The following is a 24,820-nucleotide window of genomic DNA, read 5'->3' on the forward strand; positions in this document are numbered from 1 at the left end:
CAATCAGGTCGGGGCTTTGCTTTTTGTGGTGTCTGCCTGTGATCAGGCCCGTTTTACGAGGCTGATGAGGAAGAGCAGGATGCAGGCGCCAAGGAAGGAGCCGATGATGTCGCCGATAAAGCCGCTGAAGCCGAAACCGAGCGCGCTGAAGATGACGGCGCCGAGCACAGCGCCCAGAATACCGACGATGATGTTGCCAACGAGGCCGAAGCCCGCGCCGCGCATGACCTGTCCGGCCAGCCAACCTGCGATGGCACCGATAATGAGCCAGATGATAATACTTACGGGATCCATTCTACGTATCCTTTCATTCCAGTTGTTCACGAAGAACACGCTGCAACCGGCGCGGGTTCCGCATTTGCAGGACTTATTCTTTCTGGCGGCCTGCCCGAAGATCACCCCCTGATCACCGCGAAGCCGCCCCTTCATGGCCGCATTTCGGGACGAGCTTCTGGTCCACCGGACTCCGGGGTGGGGTCCAAGGTCACTGGAGGAGATGATCCCATGTTTAGAAAAGCGTTCCTGAGCGCGGCCCTGGTCGCAGGTTTTGCATTTGCCGCGTGCGCTGCCCGGCCAGCGCCTACGGAAGATACACCGCCAGAGCCGGACGCGCTGAAGGCGGTTCATTCCTACATCCTGCTCGACCGGACGGGGTCTATGTCGAACCTATGGGATGAGGCGCTGAACTCGGTAAACGCCTATGCCGCCGCAGTCGGTGAGGCAGACGAGGGCGAGACCGCGCCGCTTGAAACGTCGGTCACGCTGGCCGTCTTCGATGCGCAGGACGGGCTTCAGTATGATGTGCTGCGAGAAAGCGTGGCGCCAGCGGACTGGCAGTCGGTGACCTCTGATGAGGTTTCGCCGCGCGGGATGACGCCGCTCTTCGATGCGATCGGGCGTATCATTTCGACCGCTGAAAGCGACAATCCGGAAAAGGCTGTCATCGTGATCATGACGGACGGACTAGAGAATTCTTCGCGTGAGATCACACGGGAAGGTGCGCGGGCCACTCTCGACCGGGTTGAAGCAAAGGGCTGGGAAGTCGTGTTTCTCGGCGCTGACTTCGGCAAGTTTGTCGATGCCGAAGCTGTCGGCGTGTCAGCTGCGCAGACGATGGCGGTCGGCAAGGGCACGATGGAAGAATCGATGAACCGTCTTGCTGCCAAGTCCCGTTCTTACGGTAGCGGCGCTGCCCCAAGCGTCGAATTCGACGCCGAGGACCGCGCCGTCGCCAATGAGGCCGAAGTGAAGGACCGCGACAACTAGGTGGTTAGACCTGAACGCATTCAACAAGCCCTCGCTGGTCGTTTAACCAGCGAGGGCTTTCTTGGTTGATCAGACGACGTAGTCGGCACCTTCATTTCGGTCATTGGCGTTGCGCCTGACCCACCAGGAATAGGCGACGCCGAACAAGCTGACAGCTAGAACTGTCCCGACAAAACTGAAGACCAGCCAGATGCCGGACATGGTGAAGGCGATCACGATTCCGATCAGGCCAGCGATGATATAGAGCGGGCCAACGAGGCGGTGGGTCTTCTCCCAGGTATAGTCGCTGGTCAGCGTCCACGGCGTGCGGATACCCAGGAAAAAGGATTTGCGGGTCTTTGGCAGGTAGTTGCCGATAATGACGAAGAGCACGCCGCATCCGGCCATGACGAAACGGACAAACTCATTGGAATCAGTGGCTCCACTGGCGCCGCGGATCATCATCAGAGCGATGCCCGCCGTCAGTGCCGCGAGCAGCACCATGCTGCTGGCCCAGATCGCCGTATAGGCCTGCCGACTGCGCCGGAGGTTGGCCTTGAACGGGTCAAGATAAGGCGCAGCGGCGAGCAGAATTGAGGTGAAGATCGCGCTTGCGGGCAGGATGGCGAGGATCAGCAAGGCCTTGTCGCGGGTGGCAAAGCCGTCCGCCTCTCCGTTCGGTCCCCAGTGAACGGGGATGTCCACGCCAGCGGGAAGGGCGCTCCAGGCCCAGGCTAGACTTCCCAGCATGGCGGCGATCGCCAGCCCCGACCATATCAAACCTGTCTTGATCATTCTGCGGCCTCCTTCATGTCGTCGTCGCCATTGTCTTTGCCGATCAGCGCCAGCAGGGCCGCGGCGGCATCCTCAATCACACTTGTATTGGCGCGGTAGATGATGCTGGTGCCGTGTCTTTCGGCGGTGATGAGATCAGCATCCTTCAGCACAGCCAGGTGCCGGCTGACCGTTGGCCAGCTGGCGTCGAACATGTCGGCAAGTTCGCCCGACGTCCGCGGGCCCTTGCGTAGCAGGTCCATGACCTGCCGACGAAGGGGATGCCCCAAAGCGCTGAATACGTTATTTGTCATTGGCGCTAATTAGCAAAAATTATAATTAGCGGTCAAGCTAATCTTTGTGCGCTTCGTTGACACCAGTCTTCTGCCTTCTCAGGTGCAGGCGAACTGCAGACGGAAAAGGGGGCCGCACATGGCGCTTTTCACAGGCTTTCTCCTGGCGGCCGCGCTAGGGATTTTTCACCATTTCGCCATTCTGTTCATTCGCCTGTTCACGCCGCATCTTGGAGAGCAGAAGCATCGCGGCATCCTGACAGCGTTTCTCGGTCTGCTTACCGTGCACACGATCGAGATCATCGCCTATGCCGCAGCCTATAAAGTGATGGTAGATGCAGGCTGGTGGGGCTCACTGACCGGCGATTTCGATGGCAGTTTCTATGATCTCATCTATTTTTCGGGGATCAACTTTGCGACGCTCGGCTATGCGCAAGTGTCGACCGATGGCGCGATCCGTATGGTCGCAATGATGCAGGCGCTGGGTGGTTTCATGGTGATCACCTGGTCGGCGACCTTCATCTACACGATCTGGCAGGATGTAATGGACCATCACTGGCGCCTGAATCCTGACCGGCAGCAGTCCGCGAAATAAAAAAAAAGCGCCCCCCGAATGGGGAGCGCTTAGTCCGGTCAAAATGCGAGGGGATGTTTACGCTTCGACCGATTGCTTTTGAGCTTCGTGCTTACCTTCGCAAAGCTCTTCCACGATCTTGTCGTTGAACGCTGGAAGATCGTCGGGGTTGCGGGACGTCACGAGGCCCTTGTCGACAACGACTTTGTCGTCGCGCACGACGGCGCCAGCATTTTTCAGATCCTGCTGGATCGCAGCAAAGCCGGTCATTTCACGGCCTTCGACGAGACCCGCAGAGATGAGCACTTGTGGGCCATGACAGATCGAAAAGACTGGTTTGGCCTGCGCAAAGAATTTCGACGTGAAATCGAGTACTTTCTGGCTCTGACGCAGCGTGTCCGGGTTGAACAGGCCACCTGGGATGAGAAGGGCGTCGAAGTCGTCGGCCTTCACATCATCCAGCGTCTTGTCGACGCCAACCATGATACCCTTTTCACGGTGCTGGTTCGCCTGGATTTCCCCGCTCTCTAGCGAGACGATAACGGTGCTTGCGCCTGCGTTTTCGAGCGCTTCTTTCGGGGAGGTCAGTTCCACTTCCTCGAAGCCGTCAGCGGCGAGAATGGCAACCGTTTTTCCTTCTGCTCTCTTGGACATATTCTATCTCCTGAAGTTTCAAATCTTATTGATGCAGCCTTCTGGCTGCGCGCTTCATCAACGAAGCGATCATTGCGTCGTTCCCCGTGGAGGCATGTTTTAATGCCGCAGAGGCAGATAAGGCCTATCTGCGCCCGAGATCGTCTGCGAGCCGGTCAACGGCGGCGCGTTCAGCGGTGCTTCTTGCTTCGTTGACAGCTTTCAGGAATTTCGCTGGCGCAGCCATGATCGGAAAGTCGACCTCGCCTTCGCCGCGTCCTTCAATATCGAGATTGCCGAAGCCGAAGATGCGGCCGATGATGCCCTGTCTCATACTGGCGCCCTCAATCGCTTCCAGCGACATTTGATCGACATTTGCGGCGATGAAGCCCGTCTTCTTGACGAGGCGCCTGTCGGTCACGGCGAATTCAGTCGTGACCAGGCGGATCATCTCGTAGATAAAATAGATAAGCCCTACGATCAGCCAGCCAAACAGGATCAGGGCCGCCCAGGCGCGGGCGTACCACAACCAGTGAAAACGCCCGACCCGAACGATAGATTCACCTTCGTCGAGGTGCTTCTCGATATAAGTCATGGCGGCAGCTTCCGGTGATTGTCTCAGGTAGAAGACAAACGAGGGGCACGAAGAGACGTTCCGCGCCTTGGCACGAACAGAGGATTCGGCCAGAAGTTTCAGATGACGCTGCTTAGATACTTGCTCGTATTGTTTGCCATTTACCTCGTGTCCGGAACAGGCGGCGGCGCGGAAGGTCAGGATGCAAGCGCTCGTGCCGATGTTGCCCTGTCACGAAACGAGAATACCTTGGCCGCGCGGTGGACTCTGTCCGACCCCGCCGAAAGCGTGAGCTTCGAAGGGTGGGTCGAGCCAGACGAACGCCAACGGCTCTGGATACCTCAAGGGGATGGCTGGTTCTTTGACGGCAATATCCTCGTCCGCGAGGACAGTGCGCCATTTGATAGTTTTGAACTGCATTTGAACCCGTCAGACCAGATCTATGACCGAAGATACGTCGCCATTCTCCGGATCGGTGAGAGGGGATGGACTGTCCTGACAGAAGGGCTTTCCCTGGAAGGGCATCGGACCTTCATCGCCGCCGATTTTGATCCTGAAGGCGAGGTATTCCTTGTTGGCAATCAGCGTCTCTCAAGCGATGAAACGGTCGCGGCAGAGACCGGCGGCTTTCTCTATTTTGGCCCTGAGCGCCATGTCGCAGAGGACCATGCGACGATGATCGCCGGCCCAGATATACCGGACTGGATGCGCGCGAAATTCGCCGCTGACATTGATGCGTTAAGCCAAAGCCTGACGAAACGTTTCGAAATGCCGCCGAAGGCGCCGCCCGTGCTGGTCATGAGTTTTCGCGAAGCCGAGCGCATGAGTTTCAAGGGGAGTGCGCTTGGCCGGTTCATCACGCTACATGTAGGCGGCGTTGAGCTCGACCGCTCGGACGAGGACTTCATGCGACGTATGACGGCGCTCGCCCTGCATGAGGCCGTGCATGTCTGGATCGGCCAGCTCTATAGCTCGCGCGAGAATGCTGAACAGTCATGGCTGCACGAAGGCGCGGCGGAATATATTTCCATGCGCGCATGGATGAATCCCGAAGAGCTGCGCGCTGATCTGGAAGACAAGATAAACAAGTGCCAGTTGGCGCTGGTGCGGCGTCCACTGATCGCGACACGGTATGGCAGTCGGGGGCGCGTCCCATATGATTGCGGCACTCTCGTTCAGCTTATCGCCGAAGCGGCCTCCCTTAAGAATGAGGGTGGCGACATCCTCTCTATCTGGAAAGACGTCTTTGAACGCGCCGGAAATGAGCGCACCTTCGATACCGCCCTGTTCAAGGAGGCGGCGACCGCAACAGCGGGTGATGGTTTCGCAGACCGGATGGGTGTCTTCGAGACTGCGATGGATGCCGGCGAATGGGCGTCGTTCCTGAAGGGCTTGTCAGAGATTGGTATCTTCGTGGATCTGCTGGAACCGGCGGAGGAGCATCCGGACGAGACCTACCTTGCGGCTGCCGCGCTCGGCGCGCTTCAACGCGATGTCTGCCAGAACCAGATCAGCCTGTATCAACGCGCGGACCATTACTGGACCAATATTAGCGCCCATTGCGGCGGGCAGCTGCCGGACGATCCCGAACTGAGGCATCTCAATGGTGTCGACCTGATAGACGCGCCCGGAGCGGCCTATGCCGAGATGCGACGCGCCTGCGGCGCCGACGAAGCCATTGTGCTTGGCCAGCTGAATGGCGATCAGCTGGCGCCTATCTCCTGCGGCGAATGGATGTCCAACCTTCCAGCACTGGCGGTCGTTCGCGCGCTCCCGGACCTGCCTGCGCTCTGAGAACCCGCTGCCTGTGGGCAGGCACTCGCTTTTATGGGCCAAGGCGTGTAAAGCGCGCCCCATACAAGACTTGAAAGCCTTATCCTCCCATGACCGAGCCTACTTCGCTTCGCAATATTGCGATCATCGCCCACGTTGACCACGGCAAGACCACGCTGGTCGACTGCCTTCTCAAACAGTCCGGCACCTTCCGCGAGAATGAAGAGACTGCCGACCGGATGATGGACTCCAACGACCTGGAGCGCGAGCGCGGCATCACGATCCTCGCCAAGACGACGTCGGTCGTCTGGGGCGATACGCGCGTTAATATCGTCGACACGCCCGGCCACGCCGATTTCGGCGGTGAAGTCGAGCGCATCCTGAACATGGTGGACGGCGCAATCGTGCTGGTGGACGCCGCTGAAGGCCCGATGCCGCAGACCAAGTTCGTGGTGTCCAAGGCGTTGAAAGTCGGTCTTCGCCCGATCGTCGCGGTCAACAAGATCGACAAGCCAGACAGCCGTCCGGACTATGTCATCAATGAAGTTTTCGACCTCTTTGCTGACCTCGGCGCAGATGACGATCAACTCGACTTCCCGATCCTCTATGGTTCGGCGAAGAATGGCTGGATGAGCCTCGACCATGAAAAACCGGCAACCGATATGTCCGCGCTGTTCGATCTCGTCACCAAGCACGTGCCAGAGCCGCGGACAGAAGAAGGCCCATTCCGGATGCTTGCGACGACGATCTCGTCCGACAACTTCCTTGGCCGTATCCTGACCGGCCGCGTCACCTCCGGTACCATCAAGCCGAACCAGACTGTGAAGGTCCTGTCGCGCGATGGTGAGCTGGTAGAACAGGGCCGCGTCTCCAAGGTTCTCGCATTCCGCGGCCTTGGCCGGGAGCCAATTGAAGAAGGCGTTGCCGGCGATATCGTTTCGCTGTCGGGCCTCACCAAGGCCAACGTGGCTGACACCTTCGTCGACCCGTCGATCAGCGAGCCTATTCAGGCCCAGCCGATCGACCCGCCAACCCTCTCCATGACATTCCGCGTCAATGACAGCCCGTTGGCGGGTACGGAAGGCAAGAAAGTGACGTCCCGCCTCATCTGGGACCGTCTGGTCAAGGAGGCTGAAGGCAATGTCGCGCTTCAGGTCGAGCGCTCGACCGAAGCCGAAGCCTTTACCGTTTCCGGCCGGGGCGAACTTCAGCTGGCCGTCCTTATCGAGACGATGCGCCGGGAAGGCTTTGAGCTTGGCGTGATGCGTCCAAAAGTCGTGATGAAGGAAGATCCGGACACGGGCGAAAAGCTCGAGCCGATTGAGGAAGTCGTCATCGACGTCGACGACGAGCATACCGGCGTGATCGTGCAGAAGCTACAGGAGCGCAAGGCCGACATGATGGAGATGAAGCCATCGGGTGCCGGTCGCACGCGGCTTGTCTTCCATGCGCCGACCCGCGGCCTGATCGGTTATCAGGGCGAACTTCTCTCCGATACGCGCGGCACGGCCATCATGAACCGCGTCTTCCTTGAATACGCGCCGTATAAGGGTGCGATCAAAGGCCGCCACACGGGCGTTCTCGTCTCGATGGAGCAGGGCGAGGCGGTGGCTTTTGCCCTCTTCAACCTCGAAGATCGCGGCCCGATGATGATCCATCCTGGCGACAAGGTCTATCAGGGCATGATCATTGGCGAGCACACGCGCGACAATGACCTTGAGGTCAATGTCATGAAGGGCAAGAAGCTGACCAACGTCCGCGCGTCCGGCACCGATGAAGCCGTTCGCCTGACGCCGCCGCTTCAGATGACGCTGGAACGGTCGCTGGCCTACATCGCAGACGATGAGTTGGTCGAAGTGACGCCGCAGTCCATCCGCCTGCGCAAGATCCATCTCGATCCGCACGAGCGCAAGAAAGCGGCCAAGGCGTCCAGCGCGTAGACCGTGCACGCATTCAGCAGAACGACCTGAATTCGCTCTCAGATCCCCAGTCCGGCTTTTCATATCTCAACCGCGTGTTAAAGATCTTGAAGGGTTGAACTTGGGGGTGTGGGATGGATTCCGAGAAGCCGTTAGGAGCGCTGTTTAAAATTTTCGCGCGGTTGTGGGTTTCCAACTTCTTCATCGCGATATCTGCAGCGGTTTTTGCGAATGCGCTCTGGAAGGTGCCCCTGGCGGACGTCATTGATGTTCAGCTCTCCATCTATTTCTCCGTAATCGGGATTATCCTGGCGGTTTACGCGGTCATCATTGTTGGTGCGTTGATCACTCAACATTGGGCGGTTGCTCTGGGCATCGCCTTTGCCGGGATTCTTATGGCATTGTCGGCCTATGCGCCTGTCCTGGGCTACAAGCTGTATGCATTCATTCCGGGTGTAGAGTTCGCCGGAAGCTCCAGATTGCTGAACCTGTTTGAAAGCGTCGAACTATTTGTCAGCCAGTCAATCGCTGGGGTCTTCGTCGGCGTTGGCGACTATTTCGACTTCGACGTCACGCTGAAGGTGGTGGAACGCGCCCTGTCAGTCATGAGTATCGGCGCGGCCGTTCTAACCTATTTCGGCACGAATAAGCCGCGCCAGCATCAGCCGGCAGTCGCAGGTTGATCTCTCACAGCTCCGGTATCTGCCCGTAAACCTGGGTTTTGGGCTGAGCCGGATGCGACAATACAGAAAACCGGGCGGATAACTCCGCCCGGTTTTGTTTTCCGTGCTGGATTGAGTTTGCTCCGGCGCCTTGCGCGCGCAGGACAGTTTCAAGCCTAGTCGTCTTCGAAGTCTGGATCTTCGCTGTCTGCGACGCCGTCACCATCATCGTCGGTGTCGACTTCGTCAGCGATACCGTCACCATCGGTGTCGGTCACGGCATCATCGACAGCCGCTTCGGTGTCTTCAGCGAGCTCTTCAGCTTCGGCAGCAACTTCGTCTGCAGCTTCTTCGAGGTCTTCGCCAACCGTGTCTTCCTCGACCACGACTTCTTCTTCAGCCGACGGGGTTTCGATTTCGACTTCGGTTGTGTCGCCTTCGCAACCAGCAAGGACAGCGGCAAACGCGCCAGCAGCTGCAACGTAAAAAAGTTTTTTCATTTCCGGACCCTTTCAACAGTGGGACTTGAGCGATGTGACGAAAAATTGATTTGCGCAAGGAGGTTCCGCCGAAAAATTTTCATTTCACGCTCACCCGCTCCTTCGTTAAGCACGTGTGTATGGGGAATGACGGCGCCGGCTCAGTCTCAGGAATCGTAAAGATTACTGCAGTGGGCATAGAACCAAATGCTGCTAACATAGGTTATTCACCATGACAAAGGGGTGAGGCGATGGCGGACACTGAGAATTCTGTTGAGAAGGCTGAGGTCGGGCTCGACCGTGACCTCTTCCTACGCTCGCTCCTGCGCGAACTGGCAGGAACGCTAGAGGCTGTGGTCGGTCTGGAAGACGCCTCAGGCTACATCTCTGTTGTCGGCGGCGCGATCGGAAGCCAGATCAACCAGGCTTACAAGAATGAGATCAACGTCCAGAATCTCAGCCGCGAGGAAATTGGCCAGGTTCTCGTCGACCTCAAACGCCGCATCGAAGGCGACTTTTACATTATCGAAGCGGATGAGACGAAGATTGTCCTGGGCAACAATGCCTGCCCGTTTGGCGAGTATGTGGAAGGGCGTCCCTCTCTCTGCATGATGACATCCAATGTGTTCGGGACGATTGCGGCTGAGAATCTCGGCTATGCCAATGTGGTGATCGAGAAAGCCATTGCGCGCGGCGATACCGGGTGCCGGGTTGTCGTTAATCTGGTGCAACCTGATGAGGCGCCTGAAGGGCGGGAATACTTTGGCGGCTGATCCTTCGCCTTTCGCGCACTGGATGGATATCTTCGACGTCTCCAAGGAGGCGTTGATGCTCATTGGGGATAATGGGGAAATCCATGCCAGCAATCGCGCCATGCGCCGCATCGCAGAGCAGGCGAAGCCGGGGCAACGCCTGGGCCCCCTCCTGATGGATGGGGAGCGCTCTCTGGGCAATTTGATCACCAGTTTGCGCAAGAGTGCCGATCCGCGTCCCTTTAGCCTGGTGTTCGATGATGAGACCGATGCAGGGCTGCAACTGCGCGGTGTCGCAAAGCGTCTGCGCCGCTCAGACCATGGGGTCTTTTTCACACTCCGCTTCAGGATGGATGACCGCAACAACTTTGCCGCGCTGAGCCTCAAGGTCGCTGAGCTGGATAGCGAAGTGCGTGCCCGTCGTGCAGCACAGCAATCGGCGGAAGCGGCGCTGGAGATAAACCGGCTGCTGACGAGGGAGCTTCACCACCGGGTAAACAATAACCTCCAGCTGCAGATATCCTTGCTGCGCCGCGCCGCACGGCTGACGTCGAACATCGAAGTAAGAAGATTTGTAGAGCATGCCATAGGACGGCTTCGTGCCATGTCGGCAGGTCTCGACCTGACTTATCAAAGCGGCGAGACTGGCGTGGATATCGCGGATCTGGCGCAGAAACTGGCGGGCCAGATCGCAGAGACCCTCCCCACAGAACGTGAAATAGATCTTTCACTGGATGGCGGGTTTGCTGTTTCGGTGCCGCAGGTCACGCCGCTCGCTCTCATCATTCACGAAACGATGACCCGTATCTTTGCCCCCAGTGATGGGGTGGGCGACGGGCGGATTGAACTAGCGGCTGGGCATGATAGGAATGGGCCGTGGTTAGAGCTATCCGACGACGGCCAATGGGCCGATGTGACCCTGGATGGCGATGCAGCTGAGACCAATAAGCTGATCGACACGCTGGCCAGGCAGGCAGGCGTTGCTGTCTTGCGCACCGATGAAGGTGGTCGGCGTCTACGCTTGCGTTTTGTTGCGGTTGCCTAGTCAGTCAGGGCGGGGGCAGCGAGGCGTTCAATTGCCTGTTGCTTGACCATGTCAACGGCAGGCGCGATTTGCGCGAGGCCACTCTGGCTAGAGCCATTTGCTACCTCGTCGAAAACGATTTTCGTACCCCCGTTTGCTGGATCCGCTTCGAGCGTAATTGTCCAGACGACCTGCACGCCCAACCCCTGCAATGGACCAAAGGGCGCATCAAGCCGGAGCATCCTGTTTTCCAGGATCGAGAGAACGCGGCCATGCTCGACGACATTGCCTTCCCAGCTCTCCATCCACGGTCCGCCCGCACTGGGATTTAGCCAGAGATGTTCAGCATTGCCTGAATAGGTGTGGTCCGGGTGCCACCAGGTTTCCGGCTGGATCAGTCGCTCCCAGGTCTCTTCGACGCCGAGGTCAGACACCGCCTCATGGCGCAGCGTATAGTGGTCGGCAGTTGCGCTCACGATTTCAGCGCTTGCGGGAAGGCCGGCAATCGCCGTGGCCAGCAGAAAGGCTGATCTCATAAATCTCTCCATCATGGGATGTAGACTATTCGCGCCGAATGCCAGCTTGGCAAGTTGTGGCCTGTTTGCATCGGTGGCCGGGAAAGCAGACCGCAGCGTTACCAAAGCGTCATAAAATCCTATGCAAGAGTGACGGCCTCGATACAACTCAGCCCATGGCGCTTTTGCTTCATCAGGGTGCAGGCTGGAAGATCAGGCCTTATGCACGGACTGACAATGTCAGTGTGGAAACACTTTTTCTCGACTGTCTTGATGCTTTTCCTTGGCGCAGCGGACCGGTTGATGAGCTCATCCGACTGCGCCAGACGCTTCGGCTATCACGTTGCATTGTTGCGGAAGAGCCGCATGCCGGGGTGATTGGCTTCCTGACACTCGAGCGCAAGAGCCCCTATGTGCCGCATCTATTTGTGGCGGCTGACTGGCGCCTTTGCGGTGTAGGCTCAGGACTGCTGGAGGTCGCCCGCGATCTCGCCCGTGCGCCGCTTGAGCTCGATGTGGATGACCAGAACATTTTGGCGATGAAGGCCTATCTCGCCATGGGCTGGACCGAAAAAGTCGATGCACCGGGAGGGCGGCCCGGACAGGTCAGGCTGAACGGGCCCTAGAGCGCCTGCGTGTTGATACCTATTCGCCGGTCTAGTGTAAGGCCGGTAGCCAGAAGATCTGCGCGGCCATGAAGATGCCGAGTGCTGTCGCCGCGCTGGCCGCAACCATCCCACCTGCCATGGCATAGCGCGCGGTGGATGAGCCTCTGTCGCGGGCGAGGAGGTAGAGCTCGAGGACAAGCAAGGGAATGATGGCGTGTCCGATGCCGAGGAACCGGTCGAACGGCCCGGTCAGGTCCATGGCGCTACCAGGCATTGTGCCCCCCGTGATACCGGCCCAGAAGCCGAAGCCGAGCCGGAAGAACCAGACCCCGCTGGCTGCAATGAAAAGCCGCATGGCCCAGCGATGGTGATCTGCGAAGCGGCGCTTGAGCGCAAATCTTAGCGTCATGGCGGAAAATACGAGAATGCAGACCGCATTGATCGTGTTGCCCGTCGCGACGAAGGCGCCTCCGATAACGCCGCGATGATAGACGAGGATAAGTGCGCCGGTACTGATCACCACGGCCACCATGAGGAACAGGCGGCCATTCCAACGGTGGAAGGTACGGAAGCGGTTCCGGATTTGCGGGATGAGCTGGAACGGGGCGCCAAACGTGATGATGAAGGCCAGCAGCACATGGCTCAGGAACAGACTATTGCCCAGCAGGTCGCCGTCGATGAAGCCGTGAAAGACGCGGCCATCCATACGCTCGAAATCACCTTGGGCGGTCGAGACGCCGTAAAAGCCGAGGATATAGGCCGCAAAGGCTGCCTGCCCGATCACGGCGATGACGAACCAGAGCGCACCTGATAGTTTCAGGACGCGCAAGGCATCGAGCTGCGGGAGGATTGCGGGGCGGGAGGTGAGCGTTGTCATGTTTTTTGTCTTCTTATTGATATTTCGCCGCAGATTATCGGGGCGGCGCGGCTTACCCCATGACAGCGGGTTCCAATTTCATGACCTGTGGTAACAATAGGACGGGGCGCAACGCTCGAGAGGGGGATGATGGCGGGAGCCACAGTATCAGCGGGTTATACGAAAGCTCTGCTTGACCTTGCCGTCAGCCGCGGCGCCGACCGCGCTCAATTGCTGTCTGCGGCCGGGCTAAATGCCAGAGAACTCGAGCAGAGCGAGGCGCGTGTTCCGTTCGAGCGGTTCAAGCGCCTGATGCGCGAAGGCAAACGGCTTTCCGGAGATCCTGCACTCGCGCTGCACTTTGGCACCGATATCAGGTTCAACGTGCTGTCGATTGTCGGGCTGATCTGTTTCGCGGCACCGACCATGGACGAGGCCTTCCGCCAGATGAACCGGTATGGCCGGCTGGTGATCGAGGTGGAGGGCGTAGGCCGCGAGGACCGCTTTGTCGTCGAAGAACAAGGCGGGCGCACTTACATCGTCGACAAGCGGGCCAATCCAAACAGTTTCCCGGAACTGACGGAATCGACGCTTGGCCGGTTCATCTGCGGGTTTAGCCGGATCTTTCCGACAGTGCCGCTCTATTTGTCTGCCGAGGTCACGCACACACGGCCCGACTATGGCGACCTGTATGAGGAACTTCTGGGTGTGCCGGTCCAGTTTGGCCGGGAACGGAACACGATGGAGATCGACCCGGCCTATTTCACGATGACGATATCGAACTCGCCCGGCTATGTTTTCGGCATACTGAGCGAGCAGGCCGAGGCCCTCCTGAAGAGGCTTGAAGCGTCCGATACGGTCGCCTCCGAGGTGGAGCGACGCATGATGGCGGATCTGCATACGGGCAATATCAGCATGAAGACGATTGCCTTGCAGATGGGCGTGAGCCGCCAGACGCTGTACCGGCAGCTAAAGCAGGAAGGCACGAGTTTTGACGAGCTGCTTGACCAGTTGCGCCATCGCCTGGCGATTGATTATCTTGAAGGCGAAAAAGTCTCTGTGAACGAGACCGCCTATCTGGTCGGATTTTCCGATCCAAGCGCCTTCTCGCGCGCCTTCAAGAGATGGACGGGCCAGCGTCCGAGCGCCGGCGCAGGCCGAGCGCCTCGCTTTCTTCCTGACTGAGCGCTTCGATCTCCTTTCCCAGGAAATAGCTGACCACGGTGCGCACGCCCGCCACGATGGCAAGCACGATGACATCATCCAGTGTCCGGTGAACAATGGTAAAAAGGATATCGGCGACGATCAGGAATTCGAGTGCGGCAAGAATATAGGTGCCGAGCTTCAACCGCCCGCGCTGCAGGGCTGTGGTCACACTGACAGATGGGGTGAGAAGGCCGCTGCCAAGTGTCCAGAGGAAGACGAGAGAGCCGGCTACGAGGATCAGCGCGGAAACAAGCTCGATCCCGAAGGACAGCGTTTCCAGAATGTATTCCAGCTGCGCACCTGCACCGGTTCCCATCCATTCCTCCTGTCAGTGAGACGCCGCTATACGATCAATCGCTTCCAGGTGCGGTGCCTGTTCTTCGGCAGACAGGAATGAACCGGTGAAACTGTTCTTCGCCAGCGTGATGATGTCATCGTGTGTCAGGCCGACGGCTTTCGCCGTCTCGCGGTAGTTCTGGTTCACATAACCGCCGAAATAGGCCGGGTCGTCCGAATTGACGGTGGCTTTCAGGCCAAGCGCCAGCATTCTTTTCAATGGATGATCTTTCAGGTCATCGACCACGCAGAGCGAAAGGTTCGACAGCGGGCACACTGTCAGCGTGATGCCAGCATCGCGAATGCGCGCGATGAGGGCGTCATCCTCCAGCGAGCGATTACCATGGTCGATGCGGTCAATTTTCAGCTCATCCAGCGCTTCGTAGACATAGGCGGGCGGGCCTTCCTCGCCGGCATGGGCGACGAGCTTCAGCCCGGCCTTGCGGGCCTCGGCATAGATGCGCGCGAATTTGGAAGGCGGATGCCCATTTTCTGAGCTGTCCAGGCCGATGCCGTGGATCTTGGAGAGCCATGGCTTTGCCTGATCCCAGGTCTTGAACGCGTCCTCTTCGGAGAGGTGACGCAGGAAGCACATGATAAGGCGGTAGGTGATGCCATACTTCGCCTTCGCCGCATCGAGCGCCTTCAGGATGCCGCTGATCGGCACGTCGAACGGGATGCCGCGTTCAGTATGACCCTGCGGGTCAAAGAAGACTTCGACATGGCGGACATTGTCGGCGGCCACACGCTGCAGATAGGCATCGGTCAGGTCGTGGAAGTCGACCTCTGTCTGCAGGACCGACATGCCCTGATAATAGATATCGAGAAAGTCCTGCAGGTTGGAGAACTCGTACGCTGCGCGGACTTCCTCAAGAGTCTTGAACGGGATGTCGACCTTGTTGCGGGCGGCAAATTCGAGGAGCTGCTCAGGCTCGAGACTGCCTTCGAGATGAAGGTGCAGCTCGGCCTTAGGCAGCGCGTCGATCAGGGCATCAAGGTCTGACATTCTTGCGATCCTATTCCTTGTCAGCTTCGTCCTGTTTCGCCGGGTCGTATTTGGCGAACCACCCCATGATATTGTCGGTCTTGGCGATAAGGCGGCTTGGGCGACCGGCGATATAGTGCGGCGAGCCCGGAATGCGGATCAGGGCCGTGTCGACGCCCTGGAGTTTCAGCGCGGTGTAGAACTGCTCAGCTTCCCAGGTTGGCGTGCGCCAGTCTTCCTCACCCACCATGACGAGCGTCGGCGTGGTCACATTGCCAACGAGCGAGATTGGGGAAAGGTCGAAATAGGCCTGCGGGTTTTCCCAGGGGTCTTCGCGGATCCAGTGACGCCAGACGAAGGGGGCGATATCACCAGCAAGCGCCATGGTGAACCAGTTGATAACGGGCTTGATCGTCGCCGCCGCCGCAAAGCGGTCCGTCTTGCCGACCGCCCAGGCGGTCAGTACGCCGCCGCCAGACCCGCCAGTGATAAAGAGGCGCTTCGGGTCGACATAGTTGCGGGCCACCATCTCATCGACGACGCTCATGAGGTCATCATGGTCGGCAGATGGGTAGTTCTTGTCGATCAGCTGGGCGAACTCTTCGCCATAGCCGGTCGAGCCACGTGGATTGGCCCAGACCGTGACATAGCCTTCAGCGGCATAGCGCTGGATCTCGCTGGCGAAGAATGGCCCGTACATGGAGAACGGTCCGCCATGGATTTCCAGGATCATCGGATAACTGCCATCGGCCTCAAACCCGTGTGGCAGGGCAACCCATGCCTCGATCTCGCGGCCATCGGCGCTGGAGGAGACTTTCACTTCCTCAACGCGCGCCATGTCGAGATAGGGCAAGACATCGGAATTCAGCGAGGTAAGCGTGCGGGCATTCACGCCGCGTCCGGCCACGGCGACCTCAGCCGGCGCATCAGCTGACCCGGCCGTGTAGGCAATCACGGGATTGCGGGTCTTTGACACGGAGAAGTCCGCACCTGCATAGGGCCGACCAATCGACGTGCCGCCCAGACCTGAAACAGCGACCGAAGTGTCGCCCCGTGTCGTGATCTGGAAAAGGTCCATATCGCCGGCGTTTTCGATGGCGCTGTAGAGCGAGCGGCCATCAGGGGCCCACTGTATTGCGCCAATCTCACGGTCGAAATCAGCAGCGACTTCACGAACATTCGATCCGTCCGCAGCCATCAGATAAAGATTGGCCTGCTCATAGGCCTTCAGATTGTCGTCATGGCCGCGGAAGGCGATGGTCTCGCCATCCGGAGAGACCACAGGGCCGAAGTCCGGGCCATCGCGGCTGGTCAGCGCCCGCATGGAAAGGTCGGAGAGCTCGACGGCGTAAATCTCGCTCTCGATCGGGTCGAGATCAGCGTCTTCGGCGGTATTGCCGGTTACGAGCAACGTATCATTGTCGAGCCAGACCGGGCCTCCGAGATCGGCGTCGCCCTTGGTGACCTGGCGCGGTGAACCGCCATCGGCTGAGAGCACGAAAGTGTGGGTCGTACCTTCCTCAAGATAGCCCTGACCGTCGAAGCGGAAGGTGAGGTCATCAAAGACGCGGACAGGCTCGCTCCACTCAGCGCCTTCGCGCTGACTTGGCGGCGTGGCGAAGCTTGGCTTGTCACCCTTCACGAACATGGAAAAAGCAATCTTTGAGCCGTCGGGCGACCATTTCGCGCCGCCAGCGCCATATTCGAGCTGGGCGAGGGAGAAGCTCTGACCGGTGTCGAGATAGTGAAGGCGAAGCTCCGGCTTTCCGTCGGTCGAAGCTGTGGAGTAGAGCAACTTTGTGCCATCGGGCGACCAGGTCGGGCTGCTGGCAGAAGCGCCGCCGGTAACCAGAGGCCGCTGCTCTCCTGAGGCAACATCAATGATCCAGAGGTCGCCGCGATCGCGGTCGTTCAGCTGGTCCATGGAGTGGCGGACATAGACGATCTTTGAGGCGTCAGGCGAAATCTGGGGGGAGGTCGCATATTCGATGTCGAAGACGCGCTCAGCAGTGAAACGGCGGCTTTCCTCGGCGCTGCCTGCATCCTGAGCGCCCGCGCTCATCGCATACAATCCGGTCAGGCAGACGCCCGCAAGAAATGCCCACTTTTTCATCTCAAATCCTCCCGCATCATTCAAATTGACTGGATGTGTAGCATGCACGTTCCGCGATGACAGGGTTAAGCAGGCGTTATTTTGGTGACATGCTGCCCTGATAAGCTAGGGTCTTGCTGGAAATACCGCCTGTGGGGGGCGATGGAGATGAGAAAATGGACCTGATCTGGTGGATATTGCCCTCGCTGTCGGGTGTCGTCGGGCTGATGCTGACCTTTGCGGGGCTTGGGCGCCTGTTCAGGCTGCGGATCATGGCCGGGGCGCTTCGTTTCCTGTTCGGTATCGGCTTTCTTGGGGCGGCAGGCATCGGTACTTTCCTCGGCCTCAACCTGCAGACCTATGAGCGGCTGACCTATGAGCGGCCCGTTGCACGGGTGACTTTTGCGGCGGTTGGCGGCGAAGAGAATGCCTACCGCGTGAATGTCGATCTTGCGGGCGGCGGTGATGTCACCTGCTTCGACCCGGCTTCAGAGCGCGAACCCTGCGTCCTGAACGGCGACGAATTTTCTCTCGGAGCGCGCGTCATCACGTTTGAACCGATGGCCAACATGCTGGGCTATGATAGCGTCTACCGGCTTGAATATATGGAAGGCCGGATGAACCGGCGCTACAATACGCGCTCTGTCAGCGAAGCGACCAGCAACGGTCTGGCGCTGTCGGAAAATCCGGGCCTCGATGTTTTCGCGCTTGCGCGCGAGCAGGGCGAACGGGTCGGCGTGAAGGGCAGCCAGTTCGGCTCTGCTGTTTACGCCCCCATGGCCGATGGCCTCGCCTATGACATTGTCATCACGCAACAGGCGCTAAAGCTCGAACCGGCCAATGCGGCTGCGCGCCAGCAACTCGAAACTGGGAGCTGAAATCTTGGGGCTTTGGGACAAATTCGTCGTACCACCGCTTATCTCATGTGCCTGCGCGACCAAGCCGATCATGAAGCAGCGCGAAAAGGTTGTGCCGCTGGCAACCGGTAACGTTCTGGAACTGGGCTGCGGCTCGGGGACGAATTTCGGGTTCTACGATGCGTCGAAGCTCGAAAAGCTCTATGCGCTGGAGCCTTCACCGGAAATGATCGAACGCGCCCGCAAGGCGGCAAGTGAGCTTGGATGGGCCGAGCGGATCGAGTTTCTCGAAACGGGCGCCGAAAACGTGCCGCTGCCTGACGATAGTGTCGACACGGTGGTGATCACCTTCGTGCTCTGCACCATTCCTGACTGGGCCGGCTCACTGGCGGAGGTGCGCCGCGTCCTCAAGCCGGGCGGCAAGGTGCTCTTCTCCGAGCACGGTCTCGCCCCCGACCAGGGGGTCGCCAAATGGCAGCGCCGCGTCGAACGATTCTGGAAGCCGCTTGCTGGCGGCTGCCACCTGACCCGCGACGCCAAGGCGATGCTGACCGATGCAGGCTTCGTGATGGATGACGTGCACACAATGTACCTGCCAAGCACGCCGAAAATTGCCGGCTATGTCAGCTGGGGGCAGGCACGTGCCGCTTAGGTCGCCGCCCTACCTGCCCTTCCTGCATGGGCCGCCCACGGTAGCTCCGGCGTTGAAGCCGATCTCTCTGCGCGACTGGTTGCTGCCGGACACGGAAATGGACGGTTGCGAGCTGGACCGGTTGATGCTGCTTGAGGAGCAGCCAGACGAAACGCTCCTCGGAGAACTGAACGGTCCTGCAGCACGTGAGCTGCTCGCCATGATTGGTGAGGCAGTAAACGTTTCCTCGCAAAGCTCATTCGAAAACGCGCTTGCACGGGCCGCGACACTTGTGTCGGATGATCTTTGCTTGCTGGGACGTGATAGCGACGGCATCTGGCGCCTCATCGCCGGCGCGGTAACCGCGCCAACCTATTGGTCGCTGCCGGAGGTCATAGGCGGCACGCTGCACGATCTGCACGGGCCCGTACCGGGCGGCAGTCCTGAACTCGCTACGCGCATCGACCGGGTCTTCACCAATCTCGCGGCGGGCAAGGTATTGGAGCGGTTTAACTGGACTGTTCAGGCGGGCGCTCAGCGCTTCACACCTGAGCGCCCGCTCACGCTCGCGGCGGAACCAGAAGACCTCTTTCTTAGGGTTGAGCGCCAGACCATCAGGAAACTGCCGGAAACGGGCGTGATCTGTTTCACCATCAGGGTTTGCCTTGATCCGCTGTTGCCGATCCTTGTCGACGACGATCTGCGCGAAAGCTTCGAGGATGCCTGGATCGGGGCCGACCAGAAGGTCCGCGCCTATAAGGGCTGGGATGAGCTGGAGCTTCTGGTGCGCGAAGCCTGCCTGCAGTCGGCGGCAACGGGCTAGCCTGCTTTAACGGTCTGCATTCCAGTCAGCCGCCAACTTTGCACAATCATGCCTGCACGTGGCTGTCGCAATGGCGCCGAACCGTCTTATGTCTGCTCACGCAACCATGGAGAGGAGACAGCGATGGCATACTGGCTGTTCAAGTCCGAGCCGTTCAAGTGGAGCTGGGACGACCAAAAGGAAGCGGGCGAAGAAGGCACGCAGTGGACCGGTATTCGCAACTACCAGGCGCGCAATTTCATGCGCGACATGAAGGTCGGCGACAAAGGCTTTTTCTACCACTCCAACAAAGGCCTCGAAGTTGTCGGCATCGTCGAAGTTTCGGCCGAAAGCGCGCAGGATGAGACGACGGACGATGAACGCTGGGATTGTGTTGACCTCCGCGCTGTCTGCGACATGCCGAAATCGGTAACGTTGAAAGACGTCAAGGCGAACGAGAAACTGGAAGATATGGCGCTGGTCACCAGTTTCCGCCTTTCCGTCCAGCCGGTGAAGGAAGATGAGTGGATCGAGGTCTGCCGCATGGGCGGCCTCAACGGAAAGACATTGAAGCCACTTTAGCTCTTTCAATTGCCATAAGCAGGATGTTACGCCCTTTGCATAGATTCATATGTAAAGGTAACTGATGACTAAAATTGCAAGCGCGCTGGTCGCCATGGGTTTCGTTCTGGCTGGCTGTACCGCTATTGAAGACCCGTCCGCCAACAGTGAAATGATGGTGGCCGATGACGGAACTGAAGTTGAGTGCCGTCGCATCAAGGAAATGGGCACGATGCTGGGCAAGCGCGTCTGCATGCAGCCCGCTGAATGGCAGCAGGTCGACCGCGCTGCAGAAGAAGGCGCCGAGGACTTCATGGGGAGTTCACGCGGCGCCGGTCAGGGGCCTGACTCTCCAGGACTGTAAAAATTTTTTCACGCCCGAAGACTTGATCTTCGGGCGTTTTTCGTTCGTCTGGACAAACGCTGAACGGGGGAAAGCGGATGATCAGGATCACAGGCGTATTTGTTGCAATGGGAGCTTTGCTGGCCGGTTGCACCGCGATTGAGGAACCGTCTACGAACAGCGAGATGATGATGACGACGGACGGCCGCGAAGTCGAATGCCGCCGCATCAAGGAAATGGGCACAATGCTTGGCCGGCGTGTTTGTATGGAGCCAGCCGAGTGGGCTCAGATCGACGAACAGGCCGAGGAAGAAGGCCGCCGCTTCATCGATGAGGTCAGCGCTGATGGCGGCATGATGCCGATGGATCCCTAGCGCTTCGATAGGTCACAAGCGAGGTCGAGAGCGACCTCGCAATGGATGAGCGCCGTATCATAGACCGGCAGCGGTGAATTCCCCGCATCTAGCAGCATGCCGATTTCGGTGCAGCCGAGAATGACGCTGTCGGCCCCAGCTTCTGCATACTTCGAAACGATTTCCAGAAACGCGTTGCGGCTGTCTTCGGTCGTGATGCCGTTGACGAGTTCCTCGAAGATGAGGGCGTGTATGCGCGCGCGGTCAGCGGCGCCGGGCACGATCACCCCTAGCCCATGTTGGTCTGCGAGCCGGCCTTTATAGAAGTCCTGCTCCATCGTGTACGCCGTTCCAAGCAGCAGCGGGCGCGCACGTCCATCTGCCTTCAGCCTGATGGCGGTCGCATCCGCAATATGAAGGAATGGCACGCCCAGCGCACTTTCGATCGCTTCGGCGCAGCGGTGCATCGTGTTCGTCGCAAGCAGGACGAGATCAACACCGGCCGCTTCCAGTTCTTTTGCGGCGCGCGCGAGGTGCTGGCCCGCGCCCGCCCAGTCGCCAGCCTTTTGCATGGCCTGTATCTCACCAAAGTTCATCGAAGCGATGATGCAGTCCGCTGTCGCCAGCTCTCCGAGACGCGCACGCGCGCCAGCATTCAGCGCGCGATAATAGATGACCGTGCTCTCAGGACTCATTCCGCCGAGAATGCCAATTCGCTTCATCCGCGCAGGCCATCCTCAAAACTGGCGAGCGCCCATTCGGCAAAAATACCAAGATTGCCGCCCTTGAACAGAAACGCCCCGACGCCAGCTGCGCGCGCAGCTTCAAGGTCGGTTTGCTTGTCACCGATCAGGAAGCTCTGTTCGCGGTTCACGTTGAAGTCTGCCATGGCCTGAAGCAGCATGCCCGGGCCTGGCTTGCGGTCGATGCTCGCCTTGCGATAGCGCGCGATTTCGCCTGCCTCGTGCCAGGGGGCGTGATAGAAACGGTCGATGTGCGCGCCAGCTTGCTTGAGCTCTTCGGTCATATGGTCGTGCAGGGCCTGCATGTCGGCCTCCGTGTAGTAGCCGCGCGCAATGCCCGACTGGTTGGTGACGACAAAGACGTACCAGCCGCGCTTGTTGAAATTGGCGATGCAGGTCTTGGCGCCCTCGATCCACTCAAAGTCCTCGACACGGCTGACATAGCCACGATCGACGTTGAGGACGCCATCGCGATCAAGAAAAAGGGCGGGGCGTCGTTCGGCCATGAGTCATCCCTACGCCAAGGACAGCGGCTGTACCAGTTGAGCCTGCTGCAATCAGCTGCCTTTGGCGACGTCCTGCCCAAGGTCTGAAACCGCCCGCCTGTTTGCCTGCACGCCGAGGATGAACGGGATGAGGCAGAATGCGGTCAGAAGCGAAGCCAAGAGGAAAGCCGCGCCGGGAAAATAGACGGGCGCATCGGGCGCGGAGAAGGCATGCAGCGTCTGTGTCATCAGAAGCGGTGCGAAGATAATCGAAAACGCATTCAGGCTGGCCGTTGCGCCCTGCAGTTCGCCTTGCGCATTGCGCGGTGTAAGGCCCGACATGATCTGATTGATGGATGGGCCAAACACGCCGCCGAGCGCGCTGAGCGGAATGATCGCATAGACCATCCAGCCTTGAACCGCGCCCGCAAACAGGCCGAGCGCGAGTACCATGATCGCGATACCTCCAAGCGCGGTGCGCACGGGACCGAAACGTTTGATCGCGGGTCCAATCAACAGGACCTGCGTGAACGCTGAGCCCAGGCCAACGGCCGCCAGCGACAGGCCGATCTGCGTCTCGGACCAGTCATAGCGGATGTCGGAATAGAAGTTCCAGGTCGACGGGAAGACGCTGTGGGCGAACTGGAAAATGCCGAAGGCGACGATGAACCAGCCCACCTTGGGAATCTTCGAGAAGTGTTTGACGGCCCCGAACGGGTTGGCGCGCTTCACATCGAAGGGGCGGCGATCCTCTTTGGCTAGCGATTCCGGCAGGACGAAATAGCCATAGAGGAAATTGGCGATGGAGAGCACAGCCGCGCCGAAGAAGGGAAGGCGCGTATCGATCGACCCCAGAAGGCCGCCAATCGCCGGGCCGAGAATAAAGCCGATACCGAAGGCCGCGCCGATCATACCGAACGCCTTGCCGCGTTCTTCCGGCTCGGTCACATCGGCGATATAGGCGTTCGCGGTCGAGAAGGTGGCCGATGAAATGCCTGTCAGTGCGCGGCCAACAAAGAGCAGCCAGACCGAGTCGGCGAGCCCCATGATGATGAAGTCCATGCCCAACGTCGCAATGGAAACGAGCAGGACAGGCCGCCTGCCATAACGGTCAGACAAATTCCCGATCGTAGGCATCGTTACGAAGTTGAGGATGCCATAGGTGGCCATCAGATAGCCGCCGATCACGATCGTCTCTGAGGCCGGGTTGCCCGTCAGCTCTTCGAGCAGGGACGGCATGACAGGGATGATGATGCCAAATCCCATCATGTCCATCGCCACGCAGACGATGACGAACAGGAAGGCATTTTTCCCATGCTTGCGGGTGGCGGGAGCCTCACTCATGGCGCAAGGCAATGGCCGGGAACGGCGCGGGCGTCAATCACTCTGTCTGGTCTGGCATTAGGCTCAGCTGGCCGCAGGCCTGCGATCAGCTGCGTTCAGGCATGCGCTCACCTAGTCGCAATCAGACCGAACCGCTTATATCCCTCGCATTGACCAGAAAGGAGCCGACCATGCGCGCAACACTATTGGGGAGTGCAGCCCTTCTGATTTCAGCGGGTGCGTGGGCGCAGGACGCGGCGGTTTCCTACGACGTCTCCTTCCCGAACGCGGCGCACCATGAGGCGGAAATCTCCGTCACTTTTCGTGAGATCGGCAACGGGCCGCTCACCGTGCGCATGTCGCGCGCCTCGCCGGGGCGGTATGCACTGCATGAGTTTGCCAGGAATGTTTACGGCCTGAGCGCGGTCGATGTAGCTGGAGAGACGCTGGCCGTCTCGCAGGATGATCCCTATTCATGGACAATCGAAGGCCATGGCGGCGAGGCGACGGTGACCTACACCCTCTATGCCGACCGCGCCGATGGTACCTATTAGCAGATCGATCTTACCCATGCTCATCTCAACATGCCCGCCACGCTGCTCTGGGCGGAGGGTATGGAAGGCCGGCCAGTAGAGATCAGCTTTGAGCCTGCGTCCCCCGACTGGAAAGCGGCGACGCAGCTCGTTCCTACAGATGCCGCGATGGCGTTTACCGCGCCGGACCTTCAATACCTCATGGATAGCCCGACCGAGCTTTCCGACTTCGACCTCCGCGAATGGACGATCGGGGAAGGCGACAGCGAGCAGACAATTCGGCTCGCCATCCACCATGACGGCACGCCAGAAGACGCCGATACCTATGCCGAGATGGCGAAGAATGTGGTCGATGAGCAGATCAAACTCTTCGGAGAGGCGCCACTTTTCGACTATGGTACCTACACTTTCATCGCCGACTATCTGCCTTATGTCAGCGGCGACGGGATGGAGCATCGCAACTCCACCATCATCAGCAACACCAAAGGCCTCTATGAGGCCGAATTCGGGCAGCTGAGCACGCTCTCGCATGAGTTCATTCATGCCTGGAATGTCGAACGCCTGCGCCCGGCAGAGCTGGAACCTTTCGACTTCACGAAGGCCAATCCGACGACCACGCTCTGGTTCGCTGAAGGCTTCACGTCCTATTATGCGCCGCTCACAATCCTTCGGGCCGGCGAAGAGGATGTCGATGGGTATCTGAAGACGCTGAGCCGTAACCTCAGCTATGTCGTGAACGGGGCCGGGCGGGATCTACGGTCCCCTATGGCGATGAGCCTGCGGGCGCCTTTCGTCGATGCAGCAACGGCAATCGACCCCGACAATAACGCCAATACGTTCGTGTCCTACCACCCCTATGGCGCCATGATCGGCCTTGCGCTGGACCTTG

Annotated in this window: 29 protein-coding genes and 1 pseudogene; 16 read left to right on the forward strand and 14 right to left on the reverse strand. The window is 59.2% G+C overall.

Annotated features, from left to right (window positions below):
• Nucleotides 1–42: 42 nt before the first annotated feature.
• Nucleotides 43–294 carry a GlsB/YeaQ/YmgE family stress response membrane protein gene (locus O4G74_RS06005; protein ID WP_269401734.1) on the reverse strand — a complete coding sequence of 84 codons (252 nt, stop codon included), beginning with the start codon at nucleotides 292–294 and terminating at the stop codon, nucleotides 43–45.
• Nucleotides 295–504: 210 nt separating this feature from the next.
• Here O4G74_RS06005 and O4G74_RS06010 point away from each other — a divergent pair, with 210 nt between their 5' ends.
• Nucleotides 505–1,266: a VWA domain-containing protein gene (locus O4G74_RS06010; RefSeq protein WP_269401735.1), complete on the forward strand. Its 762-nt coding sequence runs from the start codon at nucleotides 505–507 to the stop codon at nucleotides 1,264–1,266.
• Between the two features lie 69 nt (nucleotides 1,267–1,335).
• Here the strand turns inward: O4G74_RS06010 and O4G74_RS06015 are convergent, their stop codons facing one another.
• Together O4G74_RS06015 and O4G74_RS06020 are read right to left on the reverse strand one after the other, a co-directional pair.
• Complete coding sequence (locus tag O4G74_RS06015) at nucleotides 1,336–2,040, reverse strand: SdpI family protein (RefSeq protein ID WP_269401736.1); 705 nt, start codon at nucleotides 2,038–2,040, stop codon at nucleotides 1,336–1,338.
• Nucleotides 2,037–2,333, reverse strand: coding sequence for a metalloregulator ArsR/SmtB family transcription factor (locus O4G74_RS06020; protein WP_269401737.1), 297 nt, complete (start codon nucleotides 2,331–2,333; stop codon nucleotides 2,037–2,039). The genes O4G74_RS06015 and O4G74_RS06020 overlap by 4 nt, the downstream gene beginning before the upstream one ends.
• Before the next feature lie 118 nt (nucleotides 2,334–2,451).
• On the opposite strand from O4G74_RS06020, the gene O4G74_RS06025 reads away from it, so the two are divergent.
• Nucleotides 2,452–2,907 carry an ion channel gene (locus O4G74_RS06025; RefSeq protein ID WP_269401738.1) on the forward strand — a complete coding sequence of 152 codons (456 nt, stop codon included), beginning with the start codon at nucleotides 2,452–2,454 and terminating at the stop codon, nucleotides 2,905–2,907.
• Nucleotides 2,908–2,964: 57 nt separating this feature from the next.
• Here O4G74_RS06025 and O4G74_RS06030 read toward each other — a convergent pair whose 3' ends face one another.
• Together O4G74_RS06030 and O4G74_RS06035 are read right to left on the reverse strand one after the other, a co-directional pair.
• Complete coding sequence (locus O4G74_RS06030) at nucleotides 2,965–3,540, reverse strand: type 1 glutamine amidotransferase domain-containing protein (RefSeq protein WP_269401739.1); 576 nt, start codon at nucleotides 3,538–3,540, stop codon at nucleotides 2,965–2,967.
• A 124-nt stretch (nucleotides 3,541–3,664) separates the two neighbouring features.
• The gene (locus tag O4G74_RS06035) at nucleotides 3,665–4,114 is read right to left on the reverse strand and encodes a PH domain-containing protein (RefSeq protein ID WP_269401740.1); all 450 of its coding nucleotides are present in this window, start codon (nucleotides 4,112–4,114) and stop codon (nucleotides 3,665–3,667) included.
• A gap of 102 nt (nucleotides 4,115–4,216) precedes the next feature.
• Here O4G74_RS06035 and O4G74_RS06040 point away from each other — a divergent pair, with 102 nt between their 5' ends.
• From O4G74_RS06040 to O4G74_RS06050, 3 genes are all read left to right on the forward strand, one after another.
• Nucleotides 4,217–5,887, forward strand: coding sequence for a hypothetical protein (locus O4G74_RS06040; RefSeq protein WP_269401741.1), 1,671 nt, complete (start codon nucleotides 4,217–4,219; stop codon nucleotides 5,885–5,887).
• Between the two features lie 89 nt (nucleotides 5,888–5,976).
• Nucleotides 5,977–7,806, forward strand: a complete 1,830-nt coding sequence (gene typA, locus O4G74_RS06045; protein ID WP_269401742.1) for a translational GTPase TypA — start codon at nucleotides 5,977–5,979, stop codon at nucleotides 7,804–7,806.
• 113 nt (nucleotides 7,807–7,919) lie between these two features.
• On the forward strand, nucleotides 7,920–8,468 hold the full coding sequence (locus tag O4G74_RS06050; protein ID WP_269401743.1) for a hypothetical protein: 549 nt from the start codon (nucleotides 7,920–7,922) through the stop codon (nucleotides 8,466–8,468).
• Between the two features lie 155 nt (nucleotides 8,469–8,623).
• On the opposite strand, the gene O4G74_RS06055 is transcribed toward O4G74_RS06050, so the two are convergent.
• Nucleotides 8,624–8,947 carry a hypothetical protein gene (locus O4G74_RS06055; RefSeq protein WP_269401744.1) on the reverse strand — a complete coding sequence of 108 codons (324 nt, stop codon included), beginning with the start codon at nucleotides 8,945–8,947 and terminating at the stop codon, nucleotides 8,624–8,626.
• A gap of 230 nt (nucleotides 8,948–9,177) precedes the next feature.
• Between O4G74_RS06055 and O4G74_RS06060 the strand changes: the two genes are divergently transcribed.
• Entirely contained in the window at nucleotides 9,178–9,699 is a 522-nt protein-coding gene (locus O4G74_RS06060; protein ID WP_269401745.1) for a methanogen output domain 1-containing protein, read from the forward strand.
• On the forward strand, nucleotides 9,662–10,723 hold the full coding sequence (locus O4G74_RS06065; protein ID WP_269401746.1) for a sensor histidine kinase: 1,062 nt from the start codon (nucleotides 9,662–9,664) through the stop codon (nucleotides 10,721–10,723). The genes O4G74_RS06060 and O4G74_RS06065 overlap by 38 nt, the downstream gene beginning before the upstream one ends.
• On the opposite strand, the gene O4G74_RS06070 is transcribed toward O4G74_RS06065, so the two are convergent.
• Nucleotides 10,720–11,238, reverse strand: coding sequence for an SRPBCC family protein (locus O4G74_RS06070; RefSeq protein WP_269401747.1), 519 nt, complete (start codon nucleotides 11,236–11,238; stop codon nucleotides 10,720–10,722). The two genes, O4G74_RS06065 and O4G74_RS06070, sit on opposite strands and share 4 nt — an antisense overlap.
• Before the next feature lie 155 nt (nucleotides 11,239–11,393).
• Between O4G74_RS06070 and O4G74_RS06075 the strand changes: the two genes are divergently transcribed.
• Nucleotides 11,394–11,843: a GNAT family N-acetyltransferase gene (locus tag O4G74_RS06075; protein WP_269401748.1), complete on the forward strand. Its 450-nt coding sequence runs from the start codon at nucleotides 11,394–11,396 to the stop codon at nucleotides 11,841–11,843.
• Nucleotides 11,844–11,874: 31 nt separating this feature from the next.
• Here O4G74_RS06075 and O4G74_RS06080 read toward each other — a convergent pair whose 3' ends face one another.
• The gene (locus O4G74_RS06080) at nucleotides 11,875–12,702 is read right to left on the reverse strand and encodes a DUF2306 domain-containing protein (RefSeq protein ID WP_269401749.1); all 828 of its coding nucleotides are present in this window, start codon (nucleotides 12,700–12,702) and stop codon (nucleotides 11,875–11,877) included.
• 129 nt (nucleotides 12,703–12,831) lie between these two features.
• Between O4G74_RS06080 and O4G74_RS06085 the strand changes: the two genes are divergently transcribed.
• Nucleotides 12,832–13,866 carry an AraC family transcriptional regulator gene (locus tag O4G74_RS06085; protein WP_269401750.1) on the forward strand — a complete coding sequence of 345 codons (1,035 nt, stop codon included), beginning with the start codon at nucleotides 12,832–12,834 and terminating at the stop codon, nucleotides 13,864–13,866.
• Here the strand turns inward: O4G74_RS06085 and O4G74_RS06090 are convergent.
• From O4G74_RS06090 to O4G74_RS06100, 3 genes are read right to left on the reverse strand one after another with little or no spacing between them, the layout of a single operon-like run.
• The gene (locus tag O4G74_RS06090) at nucleotides 13,799–14,203 is read right to left on the reverse strand and encodes a DUF1622 domain-containing protein (RefSeq protein ID WP_018148154.1); all 405 of its coding nucleotides are present in this window, start codon (nucleotides 14,201–14,203) and stop codon (nucleotides 13,799–13,801) included. The two genes, O4G74_RS06085 and O4G74_RS06090, sit on opposite strands and share 68 nt — an antisense overlap.
• A gap of 12 nt (nucleotides 14,204–14,215) precedes the next feature.
• Entirely contained in the window at nucleotides 14,216–15,229 is a 1,014-nt protein-coding gene (locus O4G74_RS06095; protein ID WP_269401751.1) for an adenosine deaminase, read from the reverse strand.
• A gap of 10 nt (nucleotides 15,230–15,239) precedes the next feature.
• Complete coding sequence (locus O4G74_RS06100) at nucleotides 15,240–17,321, reverse strand: S9 family peptidase (protein WP_269401752.1); 2,082 nt, start codon at nucleotides 17,319–17,321, stop codon at nucleotides 15,240–15,242.
• Nucleotides 17,322–17,476: 155 nt separating this feature from the next.
• Here O4G74_RS06100 and O4G74_RS06105 point away from each other — a divergent pair, with 155 nt between their 5' ends.
• From O4G74_RS06105 to O4G74_RS06130, 6 genes are all read left to right on the forward strand, one after another.
• Nucleotides 17,477–18,178 (forward strand): hypothetical protein, encoded by a 702-nt coding sequence (locus O4G74_RS06105; protein WP_269401753.1) that lies wholly within the window; start codon nucleotides 17,477–17,479, stop codon nucleotides 18,176–18,178.
• A 4-nt stretch (nucleotides 18,179–18,182) separates the two neighbouring features.
• Complete coding sequence (locus O4G74_RS06110; RefSeq protein WP_269401754.1) at nucleotides 18,183–18,809, forward strand: class I SAM-dependent methyltransferase; 627 nt, start codon at nucleotides 18,183–18,185, stop codon at nucleotides 18,807–18,809.
• On the forward strand, nucleotides 18,799–19,611 hold the full coding sequence (locus O4G74_RS06115) for a heme-dependent oxidative N-demethylase subunit alpha family protein (protein ID WP_269401755.1): 813 nt from the start codon (nucleotides 18,799–18,801) through the stop codon (nucleotides 19,609–19,611). The genes O4G74_RS06110 and O4G74_RS06115 overlap by 11 nt, the downstream gene beginning before the upstream one ends.
• A 123-nt stretch (nucleotides 19,612–19,734) precedes the next feature.
• On the forward strand, nucleotides 19,735–20,172 hold the full coding sequence (locus tag O4G74_RS06120) for an EVE domain-containing protein (protein ID WP_119378709.1): 438 nt from the start codon (nucleotides 19,735–19,737) through the stop codon (nucleotides 20,170–20,172).
• Nucleotides 20,173–20,236: 64 nt separating this feature from the next.
• The gene (locus O4G74_RS06125; RefSeq protein WP_147372323.1) at nucleotides 20,237–20,515 is read left to right on the forward strand and encodes a hypothetical protein; all 279 of its coding nucleotides are present in this window, start codon (nucleotides 20,237–20,239) and stop codon (nucleotides 20,513–20,515) included.
• A gap of 77 nt (nucleotides 20,516–20,592) precedes the next feature.
• Complete coding sequence (locus tag O4G74_RS06130) at nucleotides 20,593–20,868, forward strand: hypothetical protein (RefSeq protein ID WP_269401756.1); 276 nt, start codon at nucleotides 20,593–20,595, stop codon at nucleotides 20,866–20,868.
• On the opposite strand, the gene O4G74_RS06135 is transcribed toward O4G74_RS06130, so the two are convergent.
• The 3 genes from O4G74_RS06135 to O4G74_RS06145 are packed head-to-tail and all read right to left on the reverse strand — an operon-like array spanning nucleotide 20,865 to nucleotide 23,419.
• Nucleotides 20,865–21,569, reverse strand: coding sequence for an aspartate/glutamate racemase family protein (locus tag O4G74_RS06135; protein ID WP_419715354.1), 705 nt, complete (start codon nucleotides 21,567–21,569; stop codon nucleotides 20,865–20,867). The genes O4G74_RS06130 and O4G74_RS06135 overlap by 4 nt on opposite strands.
• Nucleotides 21,566–22,096 (reverse strand): D-glycero-alpha-D-manno-heptose-1,7-bisphosphate 7-phosphatase, encoded by a 531-nt coding sequence (locus O4G74_RS06140; RefSeq protein ID WP_269401758.1) that lies wholly within the window; start codon nucleotides 22,094–22,096, stop codon nucleotides 21,566–21,568. The genes O4G74_RS06135 and O4G74_RS06140 overlap by 4 nt, the downstream gene beginning before the upstream one ends.
• Nucleotides 22,097–22,147: 51 nt before the next feature.
• Complete coding sequence (locus O4G74_RS06145; protein WP_269401759.1) at nucleotides 22,148–23,419, reverse strand: TCR/Tet family MFS transporter; 1,272 nt, start codon at nucleotides 23,417–23,419, stop codon at nucleotides 22,148–22,150.
• A gap of 170 nt (nucleotides 23,420–23,589) precedes the next feature.
• On the opposite strand from O4G74_RS06145, the pseudogene O4G74_RS06150 reads away from it, so the two are divergent.
• A pseudogene (locus tag O4G74_RS06150) lies at nucleotides 23,590–24,789 on the forward strand (M61 family peptidase); the annotation flags it as partial.
• Between the last annotated feature and the right edge of the window lie 31 nt (nucleotides 24,790–24,820).

This window comes from Henriciella marina (genome assembly GCF_027213945.1).
Lineage (GTDB): Bacteria > Pseudomonadota > Alphaproteobacteria > Caulobacterales > Hyphomonadaceae > Henriciella > Henriciella marina_A.